Below are 19622 nucleotides of genomic sequence, written 5' to 3' on the forward strand. Positions count from 1 at the left end.
TCTAAATAAACCTCAACATCACTTGGTAATGTTGTTTCACTAATACTAAAGGTCAGTTGTTCTCCTTGATTTGAATTAACTCCCAAAGGAATTATGGTGTTTTCTAAATCTGTAGGATGTAACGCTTGTAAGGCTACTGGCAATCCGGTGTTATCTTCTACCAAATGCGAGTAGAGGGCAAAGCTCGGTGCCACATTACCTAATATTTTACCATCGTATCTAAGGTCTAAACCTAAACTTGCATGATCGTTGAAATAGAATTCAGTACTATAATCCGTGTTAGAAGCATTAATGTTAAGCTTTAAAAAGGTTAATAGATCTGAATTACGTCCTGCGATGAAATCATCATTTGCACCTATAGCACGCATTGATGAATCAAAGACATTATAACGCCTGCAAAGTATTGAATTTTAGATTGTATTATTAAACGCAGGGCTTCTTAGCTCTTGGCTTTTGATATAATTAATCTTCCCAATCCAAATCCTCACTTTTAACTTTACGCTTCACACTTTACATTTTACACTCTTCACTTTACACTTTAAACTTTTCACTCATAACTCTAAAAAAATTTCAAATTTTCACAATTTATTGTATTATTGAGAATGCGTAAATTGACCTTAGTAATTCTATTACTTTTTATATCCATCACTGCCATGGCGCAATGTCCGACTGGTGATGTTAGCTTGAATAATCAAACAGCCGTTATAAATTACCTTGCTAATTATGGATCTTGTGAAATTATAGACGGTGATTTATTTATCGGCAATGCTGTTGATATTTCAGGATTAACGGCAATTAGGAGAATTGAAGGGTCCTTAATAATTAATTATTCTGAAATCACAAGTCTATCGAATTTTAGCAATTTAGAATATATTGGAGGTGATTTTCAAATTAATTATAGCCATTTAATAGAAACTATTGATGGCATTAATAATTTAGAAATTGTACAGGGGAAATTAGAAATTTTGGGAAATAATGGCTTAGAAACCATCTCCGGTTTCAACGCATTAGAAAATGTTGTAGGAAGGTTTACCTTAAAGGGAAACAATAATCTAATCACAATTTCTGCTTTTGACAACTTAATAAGTGTAGGTGAATGGTTTACGATATCTAATAACGATGCCTTGCTATATATATCGAGCTTTAATTCTCTTTTAGAAGTGGGGTTAAACACGCCCACCGAAGGTAACTTTCTTATAACTGGTAATAATAGTTTAATAAACATTAATGGTTTTAATACGCTAGAAACTATAGGTTGGGATTTTCATATTGGTAGTAATGCATTAGTATCCGTTCAAGGTTTTAACAATTTAAAAACCGTAACACGTTATTTCAATATCGCTGGCGACCTTAGTGAAGCGTCTCCAAATTTGGTTTCAATACCTTTATTTAATGCTTTAGAACTAATTGGAGCTGGGTTTAAAATAGTGAATTCTGGGATTACTCAACTTTCTGGATTTAATAGCTTAATAACTATTGGGAGTATAATACCTTCCTCTGGCTGGTTTATTTTAACAGACAATAACAACTTAACTACAATTGATGGACTCAATAACTTAGTTCATATTTATGGTGTTGTTCAAATTTATCTAAATAACAGTCTAGAAAGTATCATAGGACTTCATTCATTGACGACTATAGATGGCTTATTAGATATAAGTTTAAACCCATCTTTAACATCTTTAAATGGTCTTGAGGCTTTAGCCCAAGTAGCAGATTCAGCCTACGCCAATAGTTACGGATTGTATATTACCAATAATAGCGCTTTAACGAACTGTTCTGCAATATGTAATTTATTACTATCAGATGGCATTACGGGATTAGTAGACATTTCAGGAAACCCTTCAGAGTGCAGTAGTAGGGAAGAGGTTGAAGAAAATTGCACAACAACAGAGCCAACAGCTTGTACGACGCTAACGATGCCTTTAGATGAAGCCATTAATGTCCCTGTCGGTACCAGCTTTTCGTGGAATCCCGTTCCTGGTGCAACAGGCTATCGCATTAATATGGGCACTGATTCCATTTTTTTTGGTGAATTTGACGCAGGTTTTAATCTAAGTTTTGATCTTTGGTTTGAACTTCCTGGAGAGACCCTTATTTATGTAAGGATTATACCGTACAATAGTTATGGTGATCAACAATGTACTTATGAAACATTTACAACAGGTATTGGGACCTTAATACCAAACTGCACCCAACTCAGTACGCCTTTAAATGAAGCCACCGAAATCACGGTAAATACAGAGATATCATGGAACGCCGTCGCAGACGCTACAGGATATATCATAAATATAGGAACGACATCAGGTGGAAACGACATCGTAAATAACTTAGACGTAGGGAACATCACCACGTACAACCCCACCGTAGATTTCCCTGAAAACACCCGAATATTTGTAACGCTTATACCTTATAATGCTGGCGGACAAGCTAGTGATTGTAGCGAAGAAAGTTTTACAACACAAATCATTCCCACATTACCCAATTGTACCACATTAACATTGCCTTTAGATGGGGCAACAGATGTTTCCGTATCAACAAACTTGTCTTGGAACGAAATCCCTAACGCAACAGGATATAACATTACGATTACTACGGGCATCATAACGCTCGATACGGTGTCCTTAAATGATGTCTTAGAATATGATATGCCGTTCAATCTTCCTGAAAATGCCGAAATAAGTGTAGAAATCACTCCATTTAATGACCTTGGGGAAGCTTTAGCTTGTAGTCCAGAAAGCTTTATCACCACCGGAAGCACTTCAACAATACCTAATTGTAGTGCATTAACAACACCACTGAATCTAGCGACTAATGTTTCCGTAACTACAAATTTAAGCTGGATGTCAGTGCCAGAAGCTGAAGGCTACATCTTAACCATCGGTACAACTCCAGAAGGAACAGACATATTAGATACTACCGACCTTGGTAATATAACGACTTACAATCCGTCGTCTGTTCTACCAGAACAAGCAGACATATATGTCACGATTATCCCTTATAACCAAGTGGGAGAAGCAAGTGGTTGTACCGAAGAACACTTTACTACAGAAACCATTTTAGTGCGACCAAATTGTACAAGTTTAATAAGCCCATCGCATGGGGCAGAAGAGATCGTGTTAAATACCACCTTAGTATGGAATACCGTCATGGACGCTTCAGGATATATTTTAAATATAGGTACTTCTTCAGGCAGTACGGATATTTTAGACGCAGAAGATGTTGGACTAACAACCAATTACAACTTACCATCAGACCTACCAGCTGACACCGTTATCTATGTGACGATAGTATCGTATAACGAAAACGGTGAGGCTCTAAATTGTGTTGAGGAACAATTTAAGACAGAACAAAAAACCTATAAGGTACCAGCATTTTTTACACCAAATAACGATGATAAAAATGACATTTGGATAATCGAAGATCCAGAATATCTAATTGAAACACTATGGATTTTTAATAGATATGGTAAACTATTAAAAGAAGTTAAAGGACCATATTATTTCTGGGATGGCTACTATAACAGCCACCTGCAACCTGTTAATGATTATTGGTATGTGCTTAAATTACGCTCTGGTGGAAATGATAAAGGCCATTTCACATTAAAACGATAACCCACAAGCAACTAAACACCTGCAATTCAACTATAACCATTAGTAACGCTTAATACTTGGCTTTTGATTTTACACTTTACACCGAACACTTCACACTTTACACTTTACACTTTACACACTTCACTCATACCTCACAACGCCAACCTAATGAATGATAAGCTTCTGTGTTTTACTTTGATTAGCATTAAATACCTTTACAAAATACACACCACTGTTTAACCTTGAAACATCAATGGTGTTTATTACATCCAAGTGATTTAGGGCTGTATGCAATACTAATCTCCCTTGAACGTCATATAAATTTAACGTCGTCTTAGCTTGTAACGCTCCTTTTACCACTACCGTTTTTGGGTTAGCTGTATTATAAATCTGTAAATAATCAAACGTTTGGCTCGTGTCAGACAAGGTAGACGATGCCACATGCAGATAGAAGCGTCCCGTACCCTGCAAGGCGACGTTAGGTGTAATGGTATAATCGCTAGTATTTAATAAGGTGACGGTATTCGCTACAGTATCTTCCAAATAAACCTCAACATCACTTGGTAATGTTGTTTCACTAATACTAAAGGTTAGTTGTTCTCCTTGATTTGAATTAACTCCCAAAGGAATTATGGTGTTTTCTAAATCTGTAGGATGTAACGCTTGTAAGGCTACTGGCAATCCGGTATTATCTTCCACCAAATGCGAATAGAGGGCAAAGCTCGGTGCCACATTACCTAATATTTTACCATCGTATCTAAGGTCTAAACCTAAACTTGCATGATCGTTGAAATAGAAATCCGTACTGTAATCCATATTGGAAGCATTAAGATTAAGCTTTAAATAGGTTAATAACTCAGAATCACGTCCAACAATAAAATCATCATCGGCACCTATGGCACGCATTGCGGGATCAAAAACAATATCGTAATCCTCTACATACCCAGCATTGGCGGCCACAAAGAACCCTTGACCTGGTGCCATTAATTTAACGCTAGCATTCGCTAAGGTAATAACGTCCCATCTGTTGGCCACATCACCTCCGGCATAGCCATAGATACCAGACATATCTTCCAAAATATCGATATTAGTGATAGCTGGATCGATGCCATTATCGTATATCACATAATTGAGGAACACACTCATATCGAGATATGAGGGGTAGGGATTCCCTAATAAGTTCCAATCTGGAAACAAAGCTCCGGTATTTAAAATATTAACAGCAATCGGTGTGGATGGTACGCTACCCGTAAATGTTAAACTCGTACCAGGATCTAGACTAGGATCTGTACCCGCTCTGTAACCTGTTCCGCTGACTAATGTTAAGCTAGGGGATTCAGCAGCCGTGTAATTAATATAAGCGTCCGTTGTTTTATCAAAAGGTCCAAAGGCATAGGAGATAGGATCAGGAGTTGGAATGGCACTACTGTTATTTAAAAGATCTGTCGCATTGGTACCCGATGCTAAAAAATCGGCCCAAGTCTGACCAGAAAGTGGTGGCGAAATTAAATCATTGCCTCCTGTATTTGAATTCACAAAACGCTCATATGTTACAACGCCTTCAACGGTACCATTAACAATGAAACTTGAGTATAATTGCGAGGTCGATTTTAAAGTGGTGATATTAGCAGCTAAAGTCACACCTGAATTTACAGTTAAGGCAGCACCAGCTTCCACGGTAATGGTATTAATGTCAGTATCCATAGAAATGACAGCTTCACCGGCTGCGATTACAATATTATCGTTAGAGGTAGAAACGTTATTAGGATCCGCAGGAGTCCAAACGTCGTTATTATAGGTATAAACTTCTGGGTATTCATCCAGGCAGAAATCAGTACTCTCAGAGGTACCGAAGTTGCCACCAGAAGCCAGTGTTAATCCATTTACGGTTACAGAATATGATCCATTGCCATACGAACAGCAAATACCATCTCCATAAGCATCAGTAATAATAAAGTCATAACACCCATCCTCAAGGCATACGTCAATAGTGACTGTAGAGCCATCTGTTTCACCACCATAAGTTCCGCCAGAAGCAACAGTTGTACCAGTGCTGTTTTCAATAGACCAGCTTGTTTCCTCCGGATAGTTATCTAAGGTAATAGAAACCACGATATCTGTACAAGGAGGTGGTTCTGGGCAAGCATTTGGACAAGATCCACCACAATCAACTCCAGTTTCATCACCATTTTGAAAGCCATCAAAACAGGTTGGCGTTGGCTCGGTTTCAATAATCTTTAAAAATTGATTAATAGCCGGATCAAGAATTTCATCAACAATGCCTGAAGGCCATTTAACGACCACTTTATCAACTTGAGTGCTAACTCCAATTCCGAAATGTTGCGTAAACGAATTTACTAAACCATAGCCTTCTCCCGAGCGAACATCTCTAATTTGTACGCCCCAAGAACCATGTAATTCCACACGAGCACCAATACCATTTATATTACTTAAGGTCCCTTCTAATTGAATATTAATATAGTTATTGGAATTCCCTTGATTTAGCCAAATTCTATCTTTTATTGTACTTGGTGAATTAAATCCAGTGGCATATCCGGCATAAATATCTAAGAAACCGTCATGATTGATATCGCCTACAGAGAACGACTGAATTTGATTGGAGTTAAACGGATTTATGGCATTCTGAAACGTACCATCACCATTATTATATAATAGGTGGTGACTTTTGGTTCCTGATATCATTAAATCTAAATAGCCATCATTATTGAAATCTTTAAAGAAACCTTGAATGGCCAAATTACCTTCTGAAGTTAGAGATGGTAAGCCGCTACCTGAAGTAATTTCAGTAAAGGTGCCATCACCATTATTCCGCATTAAATTAGGAGCTTCATAATGATTGACTACAATCACATCTAAATCACCATCATTATCAATATCACCGAAATCAGAAAACCAAGTTTGCCCTCCTATTTTGAGATTGGCTTGATCTGCAACTTCAGTATAGTTGTTATTCCCATCATTTTGCCATAGCATATTTACACGGCGAGGATCGCTACTACTATTAACACCTATACGACATTTAGAAATATATAAATCCAGATCCCCATCATTATCATAATCCACCCACATACTCGCATAATTTCCAGAATTATCACTATTTGGAGTCGTTTCAGTGCTTATTAAATTCGCATCATAGGAGAGTGTCCCATCTTGATTATTTTGAAATGCTCGTGATTCACCATCGTCATGACAAGCAAAAATGTCAGCCCAACCATCGTTATTGATATCAGCAAAATTTGCACCTTGCAAAAATATATTTGAGTTTGATATAAAAGACTGCGAGTATGAGCTATTACCATCATTATTCTTGATAATTTTTAAGTTGTCATAAGCACCTCCAGACATCACATCATTATAACCATTATGATCAAAGTCAGCAATAGCCGTACCCCATTGGTTGTTATTACTTACATTACCGTGATTGAAGCTTGTAAACGGTTGTCCAGCTCCATTTTGATATTGAATACGCAGACTTTTAGCATTATTAAACTGCACAATATCATCTTTTCCATCGCCGTTCATATCAATAACTCCCATAGGTAAACCACTAAAGTTATCTTGCCCCAAAAGCGAAGTGCCATCAGTGAATGCCACGGTATTCCCTCCTGGATTACTTGTGTTCACAGCAATTACAGTACTGGTTTGGTCAGATTGTAAACCATCACTAACAATTAATGTTGCTGTATATTCATCTGAAGTCGCATAGACATGATTTGCTGTAACCCCTGTAGCAGTGTTACCATCTCCAAAATCCCACGAATATGTTAAAGGATCATTATCAGGGTCCGTTGAGGCAGACGCATCGAAACTAACACTCAAAGGCGCGGGTCCATGGACTGTAGACGCAGAAAACAAAGCCACAGGTGGAGAAGACGTTGTTGGAGACAAACTATTAATCCAATCTTCAATTAATTGAACACCGGCTGCATCCACAACATCTTTAGCGATTGGAGGCATTTCAATACCCGTTTGTGTAGAATTCATTCTAAAATGCGCCATTGAATTCGGAACATCTTGAGGAATAATCACCTTAGGATCAATTAAACCTTCATCATAAACAACAGCACCATAAATAATGTTTTGGAGTGCTAATGGAGTGGTATAACGCGCGTCAAACATCGCGATATTATCAACGGATGGGTTGTGACAACTAGAACAGTTCACATCAATATAAGAACGGGCTCTATCTTCTAATGAAGCACTTAAGTCATCTTTTGCTGCAACCGCTGAATAGCTACTAACATTGCTGTCCGTTATAGTTTCAGATATAAGTCCAAGCTCGCTGAAATTAACGAGTTGATTCATGGTAATTCCAGAACTTGGATATAGAATCTCCTTATTAAGGTGTCTCGTTTTTGGTCCTAAAACACCACCGTTTTGAGGTTGGTGACACGATGTACACTCGTTTCGACCTGGATAATGCCACGATTGGGTAACGCCATTGACCACAACGTCTTCATCAACTGCAGCATCTAATAGCGTTGCATCGGTCTGGGCGGCATTCCACTTATAGGTTAAATAATAATAGACATCATCATCACCTTTCACTTCAAATCGCGTTTCAAGACGTTGTCCACCAACCTCAAAATGCTTAATTAATACGGAACCTTGCGGAAAGTCCCAAGCCTCATCATTTGAAAATGTAATTTGCTCGTCAGGAGTATTGTATGAGCCATCATTTGGTATGGCCATCCATCGTTTTTTGGCAGCTCCATCAGACCAAAACGGTTCAATCATATCATAAGGAATGAGTCCTGGGCTAGGGGACAATGTACTTAAATTAGCAAAAGCTCCGGTTTGTGATAGTAAGCTTGGAATCCCAGTGTTACCGGAAGGAGTAGTGGTTGGTAAATTTCCATTAAGAAATTTCGCAATAGCGACTGCACTAATCGCAGGATTGACTAAAGTAACGGTTTGAGATGCATTAGAGTTGATAATAAGATCACGTCTTTCAAAAGTGGCTATTTTATGGTTGTCTTGTAATTGTTGAAGCGTGTAAGATCCTGAAGTGAGTTTTTCATGATCTGAAACCGCCATAAGGTCATAGTCTGAATAATTTGAAGAATTACGTCGAGATGCATAAAAATAAAGAACTGTAAAAGCAGCAATTGCTATAGCCACAAATGAAATAAGAGTCTTGTTCGCCATGTTCGGTTAGAGATTAACATAAAATACAGGCGAAAAAATCATGTGCTTGCAAAACATCTACAGAAAAGATGACGTATAAGAAAAATTAAAGCAGTGATGACGAATCTAGCGCGTAGTTTTATGCCATAGTTGTTGGTTATTGTTTATTTAGTGGTACGCTTGAATTAAATTCAAACACGATTGATTGATGATAAAGATGATTAATAATTACAAATTTCAGCAATATTTTCGTTTATCGCACTGATTTATAGGTTTATAGGTCGCAATGTTATTTTAGCAGTTATGAAGAAAATAATAACACTTTAGAACGCATCTACTATTAAAACCAACCAAGCAATTCCCCAACCTAATCCATCATTCCAACCATCTAAAGATCTAACCAGTCTAACCAATCCAACCAGTCTAACCAATCCAACCAGTCTAATAATCCAACCAATCTAAAGATCTAACCAGTCTAACCAGTCTAACCAGTCTAACCAGTCTAACCAGTCTAACCAGTCTAATAATCTAAAGATCTAACAATCTAACCCAGAATTCACAGGCTTATAATTCGCGTATATCAAAATAATAAGTTCTTTATACAGCATAGCGTCATTACAACAGTAGTTATATAAATCGCTTACAAACCCTTAAAACAGTAGAAATACCAAATAAGGCCTGCATTCTTAAAATTCACTCTATTATAAGTTGTCCTATAATGTACTTGCGTTATGTACAACATGGGCTTTGGTTAAAAGCGCATGTTAGCACTCATGTTTCTAAAAAAATTTAATCTATAACTTTCTTTACTTAGTTAAAGGAATACTCTTTTTCCTTAGGGTGTAGTAGTGGATGAAAATGTGTATGGAATGAAATAGTTATAATCAATTCAAGTTTATTTAAAAAGTTGGTTGATATTTGCTTTGTAAAGTTTTCCTATTGGTACAATATGATCTGAAATATGTATTCTATTCCCTTCTATGCTCTTGATATGCTTTTTTGCAACCGCAAATGATTTGTGAACTTGAATAAAATCTGTATCCGAAAGTAACTGTATGGTGTCAGATATTTTTTCGCGGATAGTTATAATATCTTTTGTCGTAACGACTTTTGTGTAGTTCCCAGAGGCTTCAACAAACAATATGGAGTCTAAATCTACTTGAATATGAATATTATTTTGTTTTAAAAAAATATGTTTTTCTTCGGGTTCTTGGTTTGTAATAGTTTGCTTTTTTACTGTACTTGTATTAGAAGATGTCACTTTATTAATAGCACTTAAAAAGCGCTCAAAACTAAATGGTTTTAATAAATAGTCGATCACATTTAATTCGTAGCCTTCAATAGCAAACTCACTATATGCTGTGGTTACAATAACTTTTGGAGGAGATGATAAGGTTTTTAAAAATTCAAACCCTTTTAATTTGGGCATGTTTAAATCTAAAAATATGAGATCTACTTCATATTTGCATAAATAATCAATAGCTTCAATGGCGTCGTAACAATCTGCTTTAAATTCTAAATTTGGCAACATATCACAATAGCCTTTTATAATATCGTGTGCGATATGCTCGTCATCTATTATTATATATGTAATCATAATTTTTTTATAGTCAATTTAGCATTATATATGTTATCAGTTTTATCTATTGTTAAAGTATGACTTTTTGGATAGACCAACTCTAATCGTCGTCTTAAATTATTTAAGCCAATTCCAACTTCATGATTGTCTTGTGATACATCAAAATTATTCTCAATTTCAAAATTCACGTCATTACTCTGTGCTTCTAAATTTATATGCACATAAGCATGCGCTCTTAGATTTTCTACACCATGTTTAAATGCATTCTCTAAAAGAATAATAAATAGAAGAGGCATTATTTCATAATCATTGTTCTTTACATCAATATTAAATTGCACGTCAATAACCTTATGATAACGCATTTTATGAAGTTCAATATAGTTTTGTAGATAAGTAATCTCTTCAGACAATAAAACAGTGTCCTTATCTCCTTCATAAATACTATAACGCATCATATCAGAAAGTTTTAGGATGAGTTCTTGAGCTTTCTTTGAATCTTTATCTACCAAACCATAAAGGTTATTAAGCATATTAAAAAAGAAATGAGGGTTAACCTGACTTTTTAAATGTAATAATTCTGTTTTTGCTTTTTCATTCTTTAATCTAATAATAGATTTGATTTGTTTAAAAAGCCAATGTGAAATGGTAATAAAAACAAGTATAAAATAGAAAGCAATAAATTCTACAAACCCTTCTAATCTGCCAAAAGTATCATTAAAAATTACGATGACTAAGCCTATAATAACAATCGCTATTTTATAAAATCGCGTTATAATTTTCTTTTTTCTGTCTGATATATTCAACTTCATAAATCAATATTAATTAAATAAAACACCTCAAACAAATTAGTTGACAAACAGTATCTAATCAGTGACAAACAATCTTAAAGGTGTTTTAAGAAGCCTTTATAACATAGATTAATCTGTTTATCACTAAAACCTATACTTGTGTCACTAACATTTTATATAGGCTAAAATCACATATATGTTTGTGTCAATCAATCAAAAAACGAACACTTATGGAACTCATTATTGACAATCTATCTAAAACCTACTCTAATGGTGTTAAAGCATTGCAAAATATTTCATTAAAAATCCCAACAGGAATGTTTGGCTTATTAGGCCCAAATGGTGCTGGTAAATCTACTTTAATGAGAACCATTGCAACATTACAAGAAGCAGACAATGGCTCTATTACACTTGGAGACATCGATGTGTTAAGACAAAAAAACGAGTTGAGACAAGTTTTAGGATACTTACCACAGCAATTTGGGTTGTATCCTAAAATATCTGCGGAAGTATTACTCAATCATTTTGCGGTTCTAAAAGGGATCACTCATAATGGTGAGCGTAAAGACTTGGTAGATGCGCTTTTGCATAAAACCAATTTATACGACGTTAGAAAACAAAATCTTAAAGGCTATTCTGGTGGAATGAAGCAACGCTTTGGCATTGCACAAGCCTTACTTAATGATCCTAAACTACTTATTGTCGATGAACCAACGGCAGGATTAGATCCTGTAGAACGTAATCGATTTTATAATGTGTTAAGCGAATTAGGAGAACACACAGTTGTGATCTTATCTACTCATATTGTTGATGATGTTAAAGAGCTTTGTACCAATATGGCAATCATTAATCAAGGCCAAGTTTGCTTAAAGGGAAATCCATTACAAATACTAGAAAACCTAAAAGACAGAGTCTATAAAAAAACAATCGAAAAGTCAGAATTAAAAGCATACAAGCAAAATTATTTAGTCATTAGTGAAAAGCTGTTTCTAGGAAAACCAACCATTCACATTTTAAGCGATGTGAACCCTGGAGATGGCTTTTCGCTTATTAATGCCGAATTAGAAGATGTGTATTTCTCTGAAATATTTAATAATACGAACGCTAAATCTATATAATTATGTGGTACAATATTTTTAAGTTCGAAATACAATATCGCATTAAACGTGCAGACACCTATGTGTTCTTTCTATTTCTCTTTTTATTTTCAATTGTTGGTGTAGACTTTATTTTTCAAGGATCTGATATTGGATTCATGAAAAAAAACTCACCTATAGTGATTGCCAAGACGATGGGAGCTATCACAGGACTATTTATGATTTTGGCATCCATGATTATGGGTGTGTCAGTCTTAAGAGATTTTGAATACAATATAGAATCCTTAATGTTTACCACACCAATCAACAAAAAAGATTATTTATTAGGTCGGTTTTTAGGAGCGTTTACAGTGTTATTATTTGCATTTACGGGGATTTTGTTTGGTATGATGCTGGGTGAATTTATGCCATGGCATAATCCAGAAAATCTATTAGCATTTAATGCCATGCTATATATAAAGACATTTATGATGATAACCTTGCCAACCTTATTTTTTGGTGCATTGCTATTTTTTGTCACTGGTGCATTAACTAGAAACCTAGTGGTTGTATATACACAAGGTATTATTATTTTTGTAATTTTTATGCTAACCAAAGCCGTTACTAATGAGTTTTGGCAAGCCATACTAGATCCATTTTCACTAACAACAACCACTTTTGTAACAAAATCTTGGTCTGCTTTAGAAAAGAGTACACAAGATCTTCCGTTTTTTGGCGCATTGCTATATAACAAACTATTTTGGGTAGCTCTTGGAATCATCGCAATGATTTATGGCTATAAAAAATTCAATTTTAATGTAGTTAAAGAAAAGCGTTTTAAGAGAAAGAAATCACAAATAGTAACTCATAAGATTACCAAAGACGGTAATGATGTCATGATTCCAAAAGCTAAAAAACACTATGGTTTACAATCAAAATGGAACCAATTAAAACAGTTCACTTGGTTTTATTTCATAGGTATTTTTAAGCAAGCATCATTTTGGGGCATTGTTATTTGTGGTATGATTATTATCCTTATTAATTCAGTTAATCTTGGAACTGTATATGGAGTGGATAGTTATCCAGCAACCTATTTTATGGTAGAAGAGCTTAAAGAAACATCCATGTATTTCTTTATTATCCTTTTAGTGTTTTATTCAGGTGAATTGGTATGGAAAGAGCGAGGTGCCAAACTAGATTTAATTTATGATGCAACACCAATGTCTAGCTTTTTAAAGTTGCTAGGTAAATATATTGGATTGAATTTAATTTACGTGGTATTAATGCTTACTTTAATTTGTTCAGGAATTATATTTCAAACATTAAGTGGCTATTATAAATATGAATTTCAGATTTATTTATCTGGTTTCTTTTTAGAAATTTTACCGTTTTTAGCCTTATACACATACATTGCATTTTTTATTCAATCTATTGCAAATCATAAGTTTGTAGGTGTTATGTTGGTGATTGTATTTTTTATTAGCAATACCGCTTTAGGCTTATTTGGGTTCGACCACGATTTATATTTCTTTGGCGGAAGCGCTTTAGGAGCCTATTCAGATATGAATGGTTATGGCCATTTTTTAAAACCATATCTCATTATTAAATCGTACTGGTTTCTTTTCGGATTGCTTTTGCTAATTATAGGCTCATTAGTAAACATTAGAGGTACAGAAACCAATTTTTGGAACCGTATAAAAGCAAGTAAATACAGATTAAGCAAGCCACTTTTAAAACTAACAGCTATGGTCTGTTTACTATTTATAACTATCGGAAGCTTTATCTTTTATAATACTAATATTTTAAACACTTACTGGACAAATTCTGAAGCGACAGACTTTAGAGTCGCTTATGAGAAAGAACTCAAACAGTTTGAATATATACTACAACCAAAAATAATAGATATCAACTTGCGAGTAGAACTATATCCTACAACACGAGATTATACAGTAGAAGGTTACTATATGTTGAAAAACACTACTACAGAAGACGTCAAATCCATTCACATTCAAAAACTTCTGGAAGAGAATATTACTTTAGATAGTATCTCTTTTGAAGACGAGTTTACAACCGATAAGCAATATAAAAAGTTTGATTATTCAATTTTTAATCTAAATACAGCTTTAAAACCTGGAGATGCTATAAAAATGCATTTCAAGCAAAGCTTTACCACAAGAGGATTTGAATCTGGAAACTCTAATGTAAACATCAATAATAACGGTACATTTTTTAATAATACAGATTTACCAACAATAGGCTATAATAGAAAATATGAACTAAACGATGCTGATGAACGCAAAGATTATGGTTTGCCTATAAGAATTCGTACAGCAGATAGAGATGATGCCAATGAGCTCAAAAATGCAAGGTCAGGAAGTGATTCTGATGGCATTAATTTTGAGATGATTATTGGTACTTCAAAAGACCAAACTGCTTTAGTACCAGGAAATTTATTGAGAAAATGGACAGAAAATAACCGCAACTATTTTCATTATAAAATGAATCAACCAATCATTAATTTTTATTCCATCGTTTCAGCTGAATATGAAATAAAGAAAGACCAATGGATAACAAATCAAGATTCTGTAGCAAAACCTGTGGATCTTGAAATTTATTATCATAAAGCACACGATTACAATATTGACAGAATGATGACGTCTATGAAAGCGTCGTTAGCATATTTTAGTCATAATTTTAGTCCTTATCAATACGAGCAATTGCGTATTATGGAATTTCCGCGTTATGCCGAATTTGCACAATCATTCCCTGGAACCATTCCATTTTCAGAAGCTATCGGTTTTGTGTTAGACATTGATGATAAAAAAGATGTTGACATGGCATTTTATGTCACAGCACACGAAATTGCGCACCAATGGTTTGGCATGCAAGTAGAAGCAGCAAATGTTAAAGGACGATTAACCATACTAGAAACTTTGTCACAATACGCAGCAGTTATGGTATTAAAGCAACACTATTCTGAAGAAAAAGTATTACAATTTTTAGAAACGCAAAAAGAGGATTATAAAAAAGGGAAAGATAGAGAAGATGCAAAAGAACCATCATTGGCATTGGTAGAAGATCAAGACTACATCTATTATGCTAAAGGAGCGATTAATATGTATGAGTTTCAAAAAGCAATAGGAGAGGAGAACGTCAATAAGGCGTTGAGATGTTTTCTTGAAGATTGGAATACCACAAACGGTAAATTAAAAATGGATACAGATAGATATGCAACAACGCAAGACTTATTAGGTTATTTTAGAGAGGTTAACTCAGATTCGCTTCAGTATTTAATTTCTGATTTGTTTGAAAAAGTTATTCCTGTAGAAATGTAATCATTAAAATTATGTAAAATATAATATCAATGTTTAGCTCGGCCTCATAAAATTTTGGTTAAAACAATAGGCGAAATGAGCGTACATATTTTAGGGGTTTAGTAATACATAAAGTAAAGAAGTCTAACTATAAATGGGACTTCAAAAGCAATCTCAATCAATTCAGAAGTTTCCTAAAATATAGCGAATGAGCCGTTAATTGTTTCCAAAATTATATGCAGCCTTGAATTTTTGTTTCTTTTGTTTCAAGACAAAAGATATAGAAACTTAAAAAAAGCCAGTTTGGAATTCTACATATAACAAGTGCATAGAATTTTGTTTTTTTCAAAATTTATGCTCTTGTGGCAATCCACTAGAATCGTCTAAAATTTTTTATCAAGTACATTTTATCGTTTACGCGATTTTTAAAAGAAGTAAAAAGCTAGCTTTTATTGTGCGGCTGGCAAGCGTTGGATAATTGTGTACAAAATAAATTGCCAGAGCAATTTGATTTTATAAAGCAATCGAGCGTTTGACAGCGGACATTTGACATAACGACAAATTATAGGACCAATGTTCAATCAATTCTAAAATGTAAAATATATTAAAGGATAAAGATTAATGACCCAAATTCTGTTTATTGTAATGAAAACGTATGTTTCTGGGTATTTTACATAATATCATTATAGTTGACTAATGGTATGTTCTTAGTAAATAACCAATAATAGCATTTGTCCTATAATTTATATTATGTAAAATAGAAGTGTATAATAAACCTTATCCTTTCCTCTCAATTGCAAATACGATTAAATCATTATGAATAGTCGTAATGCATATGCATCACAACAAAGCATCTAATTCCGTTAATCTTTCATTAAGTAATTCCTCGAAAGATGCTAACATGGCATCGTAACCTTCCAAATATAAAAACTTCATATGTACCACACGATTTCTATAATCGTCTGAGCCAAAATATTTATACTCATCCACAGTAAATTTACCGTTAAAACTGACTAACTTTTCATACCAATTAAAATTATCTTTAATTTGTCTCAAGTTAGCGACTAATTCATCAGTAATAATGTTTTCCATGGGTTTTAATTTCCGATCCATAGATTCGTAATATTGTTCTATTTCTAGTAATTTATTAGAAAGTGATGAATTATTGATGCTTGCGTTTTCTAACGCCGTTGACAACATTGGATTTATCGGTGCAAATTGCACACTTACAGTCACTAAAAATGGAGCTTGTGATACTACTTTTAAACGTTCATGATCAGTCTTATTCTCCTTGAGATATAAATTGTAGATTTTTAGATCTTCAGAAATTCCATCGCGCGTAGATTTCAAAATCTCTATATCAGCTGCCATCTTTTGTCGCACCTGTACAGCCATCTTATAGGTGAAATCTTCAGCCTTACGTGCTTCTGTTTTTTTATTAATAGCGATAGCGATCAAAATGCCAATAACAACCAAGATGATTTCGCCTACAGCGTAAATAAGATAATTTTTAAGTCGCTTCCCTTCTACCATTTTTAATCTAAAGCCATTAAATAATTTCATGCCATTAAAATACAAAAAAATCGTTGTCCGTAGATGAGCTCTTAGAAGTATAACGGTAAAGCGATCTGTACAGCGGCTACCTATAACTTAAGTAACACTATAAATTACAATGCGTAACTCATTATAAATAATCACTTAAGAAATATGATCATTCTTAACATAGCTATTAGCGTACTGCTTCGTAAAATGAGCTCCAAATAATAAGATTAAACTAGAATACGACACCCAAAGCATAATCAAAATAATAGAACCCGCCGCTCCGTATGTCGAACCAGGTTCCATCGTATTAAAATATAAAGCCAAAAGGTACTTACCTATTAAAAATAAAATGGTAGTCAAGGCCGCACCAACACGTACGGATTTCCACGATATTTTAGCCGATGGCAAATACTTAAACATCGTTGCAAATAGCACGTAGATAAAGGTTAAGGACACTAAAAAATCGACCACGTACAAATAGTCGAATAGATTATCTGGTAAAAACCGATTGAGTTGCTTGCTAAATGTACTGAGTAATGAGGTTAATATAAAACTCGTTAACAATAAAAATCCTAAGATTAAGATAAAGCCAAAACTCTTCACACGACTCATAAGCGTAGCCACTACGTCATTTTTGTAGGCAGGCTCTTGCTCCCATATTTTATCTAATGCCGATTGTAACTGAAAAAACACTCCAGTAGAACCATATAGTAGTGTTCCTACACCAATAATTGTAGCAAATACAGATGTTTTCTCGCCATCTTGGTTTTCAATCATCGTGCGTATTGCATCCGCAGCATCTTTACCAATGGCGCTAGATATTTCCCCTAATAATTCCCCGCGTACTATATCTTCTCCCCAAACACTACCAACTACTTTAAGAATAATAATCACCAAAGCAGGCAAAGATAACACAGCGTAGTACGCCACAATGGCACTACGCTGAAATGGCTCTCCATCAAACCATGATTTCCCTGCTGCGACTAACAACTTAGGCAAATGCTGAATCTTAAATTTTTGGGCGTCACTCATATCATCTTTTATTGTTTTTTTTACCTAATTAAATCCCTAATCCCTAATCCCTAATCCCTAAACCTTAGGCTTCACCTCTAGCCGGATAATCCTTATCCAACACAAATTTAATCGCCTTAATCACGTCATCTAATGCTGGTCGTGCAAATGGCATCGTTTGGATAGACGCACAATACAACTCTTGATTTGGGCGTATTACAAATAAGCCAGGCTCAATAAATAGATCGGGCTCGTCTTTTATACCTATAGAAATAAATAAGCCCCATGCTCTAGCGGCTTCTATTGGGAATTCATAGCCTAATGGAACATCTCCGATATCCCATTCTTCAGTGGTTTTCTCTGCTAATGTTTTTGTTTCACTACTAATAGCTACCACATTAACTCCCAATTCTTTAAACTCTGGTAATTTAGTTTGTAATTCTTCTAAGTATTTTTTACACACTGGACAATGCAGTCCTCTGTAAACAATAATTAAGGTAAACGCTTCTGGATCTTGTTTGCTTAAGGTCCATTCTGTACCGTTCGTTAAGTTTATAGTTAAATCGGGTGTTTTCTGTCTTGGTTTCAACATCTTTTAGTGGTTTTAAATATTAATAATTTTCAAGATTAAAACTAGACATTATCGTTGCCATCCATTAGCGCGTTCACTAAGAATATTGATGCTAATGCTATACAGTACTCCAAATAAGTGAAATGGATGGACACTTCGTAAAACCGTCAATATTTATGACATCTCGGTTAACAGGTCTCCATAAAGAACAGGATCTTTAAACACACAATAATTAAAAAACATGAGCAACATGAATTTAAAAGATAGAACCATAATTATTACAGGAGCATCAAGTGGTATTGGAGAAGCAACAGCTAAAAAGCTAGCCTCAGAAGGCGCCAATGTCGTCCTAATGGCGAGAAGTAAAGACAAATTAAATACCATAAAGGATACTATTGAAACACATGGCGGAAAGGCTTTAGTTGTGGATGGAGATGTGACTAAAACATCAGATTTTGAAAATGCCGTCTCAAAAACGGTGGATACCTTCGGAAGTGTAGACGGATTAATTAACAACGCAGGATTGATGCCACTATCATACATTAATAAATTAAAAACGGAGGAATGGCATACAATGGTCGATGTAAACATTAAAGGAGTCCTTAATGGGGTCGCTGCGGTTTTACCAAAGATGATAGACAACAAAGGAGGCGATATTATTAACGTCTCTTCTATGGCGGCACACCGATACTTTCCTGGTGGTGCGGTGTATTGCGCTACGAAATCGGCAGTAAAAATGTTTTCAGAAGGATTACGACAAGAATTAACACCTAAATATGGTATTAATGTTACATCCATTGAACCTGGTGCCGTAGCTACGCCATTGACAGACACCATTACAGATGAAGACATTAAAGACAATATGAAGGACATGATGGGCATGACAACCCTAGAACCGGAAGACATTGCTAATGCCATTCATTACGCCTTATCACAACCAAAACGTGTGAATATTAACGATGTTTATATCGTACCAAGTGACCAGCAATAATTAGCGCTA

Annotated in this window: 11 protein-coding genes; 4 read left to right on the forward strand and 7 right to left on the reverse strand. The window is 34.8% G+C overall.

Annotation, left to right across the window (positions count from 1 at the left end; translation table 11 throughout):
* Window positions 1-368: hypothetical protein (locus KO515_RS12305; RefSeq protein WP_215936648.1), on the reverse strand; the 368-nt coding region annotated here is incomplete at its 3' end.
* A gap of 234 nt (window positions 369-602) precedes the next feature.
* Here KO515_RS12305 and KO515_RS12310 point away from each other — a divergent pair.
* Window positions 603-3614 carry a T9SS type B sorting domain-containing protein gene (locus tag KO515_RS12310; protein ID WP_215936649.1) on the forward strand — a complete coding sequence of 1004 codons (3012 nt, stop codon included), beginning with the start codon at window positions 603-605 and terminating at the stop codon, window positions 3612-3614.
* 144 nt (window positions 3615-3758) lie between these two features.
* Here KO515_RS12310 and KO515_RS12315 read toward each other — a convergent pair whose 3' ends face one another.
* From KO515_RS12315 to KO515_RS12325, 3 genes are all read right to left on the reverse strand, one after another.
* Window positions 3759-8762, reverse strand: coding sequence for an FG-GAP-like repeat-containing protein (locus tag KO515_RS12315; protein ID WP_215936650.1), 5004 nt, complete (start codon window positions 8760-8762; stop codon window positions 3759-3761).
* Between the two features lie 874 nt (window positions 8763-9636).
* On the reverse strand, window positions 9637-10338 hold the full coding sequence (locus tag KO515_RS12320; RefSeq protein WP_178985398.1) for a LytR/AlgR family response regulator transcription factor: 702 nt from the start codon (window positions 10336-10338) through the stop codon (window positions 9637-9639).
* Window positions 10335-11129 carry a sensor histidine kinase gene (locus KO515_RS12325; protein WP_179319972.1) on the reverse strand — a complete coding sequence of 265 codons (795 nt, stop codon included), beginning with the start codon at window positions 11127-11129 and terminating at the stop codon, window positions 10335-10337. The genes KO515_RS12320 and KO515_RS12325 overlap by 4 nt, the downstream gene beginning before the upstream one ends.
* Before the next feature lie 209 nt (window positions 11130-11338).
* On the opposite strand from KO515_RS12325, the gene KO515_RS12330 reads away from it, so the two are divergent.
* Complete coding sequence (locus KO515_RS12330) at window positions 11339-12226, forward strand: ABC transporter ATP-binding protein (protein WP_178985400.1); 888 nt, start codon at window positions 11339-11341, stop codon at window positions 12224-12226.
* 2 nt (window positions 12227-12228) lie between these two features.
* The gene (locus tag KO515_RS12335) at window positions 12229-15519 is read left to right on the forward strand and encodes an ABC transporter permease/M1 family aminopeptidase (protein ID WP_179319973.1); all 3291 of its coding nucleotides are present in this window, start codon (window positions 12229-12231) and stop codon (window positions 15517-15519) included.
* Window positions 15520-16338: 819 nt separating this feature from the next.
* Here KO515_RS12335 and KO515_RS12340 read toward each other — a convergent pair.
* The 3 genes from KO515_RS12340 to KO515_RS12350 form a co-directional block, all read right to left on the reverse strand.
* Complete coding sequence (locus tag KO515_RS12340; RefSeq protein WP_215936651.1) at window positions 16339-17061, reverse strand: hypothetical protein; 723 nt, start codon at window positions 17059-17061, stop codon at window positions 16339-16341.
* A 135-nt stretch (window positions 17062-17196) separates the two neighbouring features.
* Window positions 17197-18072, reverse strand: a complete 876-nt coding sequence (locus KO515_RS12345; RefSeq protein WP_215936652.1) for a YihY/virulence factor BrkB family protein — start codon at window positions 18070-18072, stop codon at window positions 17197-17199.
* 64 nt (window positions 18073-18136) lie between these two features.
* Window positions 18137-18643 (reverse strand): peroxiredoxin-like family protein, encoded by a 507-nt coding sequence (locus KO515_RS12350; RefSeq protein WP_215936653.1) that lies wholly within the window; start codon window positions 18641-18643, stop codon window positions 18137-18139.
* 229 nt (window positions 18644-18872) lie between these two features.
* Between KO515_RS12350 and KO515_RS12355 the strand changes: the two genes are divergently transcribed.
* A complete protein-coding gene (locus tag KO515_RS12355) occupies window positions 18873-19613 on the forward strand; it encodes an SDR family oxidoreductase (protein ID WP_215936654.1) in 741 nt (246 codons plus the stop codon).
* Window positions 19614-19622 lie beyond the last annotated feature (9 nt).

Origin of the sequence: Winogradskyella psychrotolerans (assembly GCF_018860545.1) — a bacterium.
GTDB classification, from domain to species: Bacteria; Bacteroidota; Bacteroidia; order Flavobacteriales; family Flavobacteriaceae; genus Winogradskyella; species Winogradskyella psychrotolerans_A.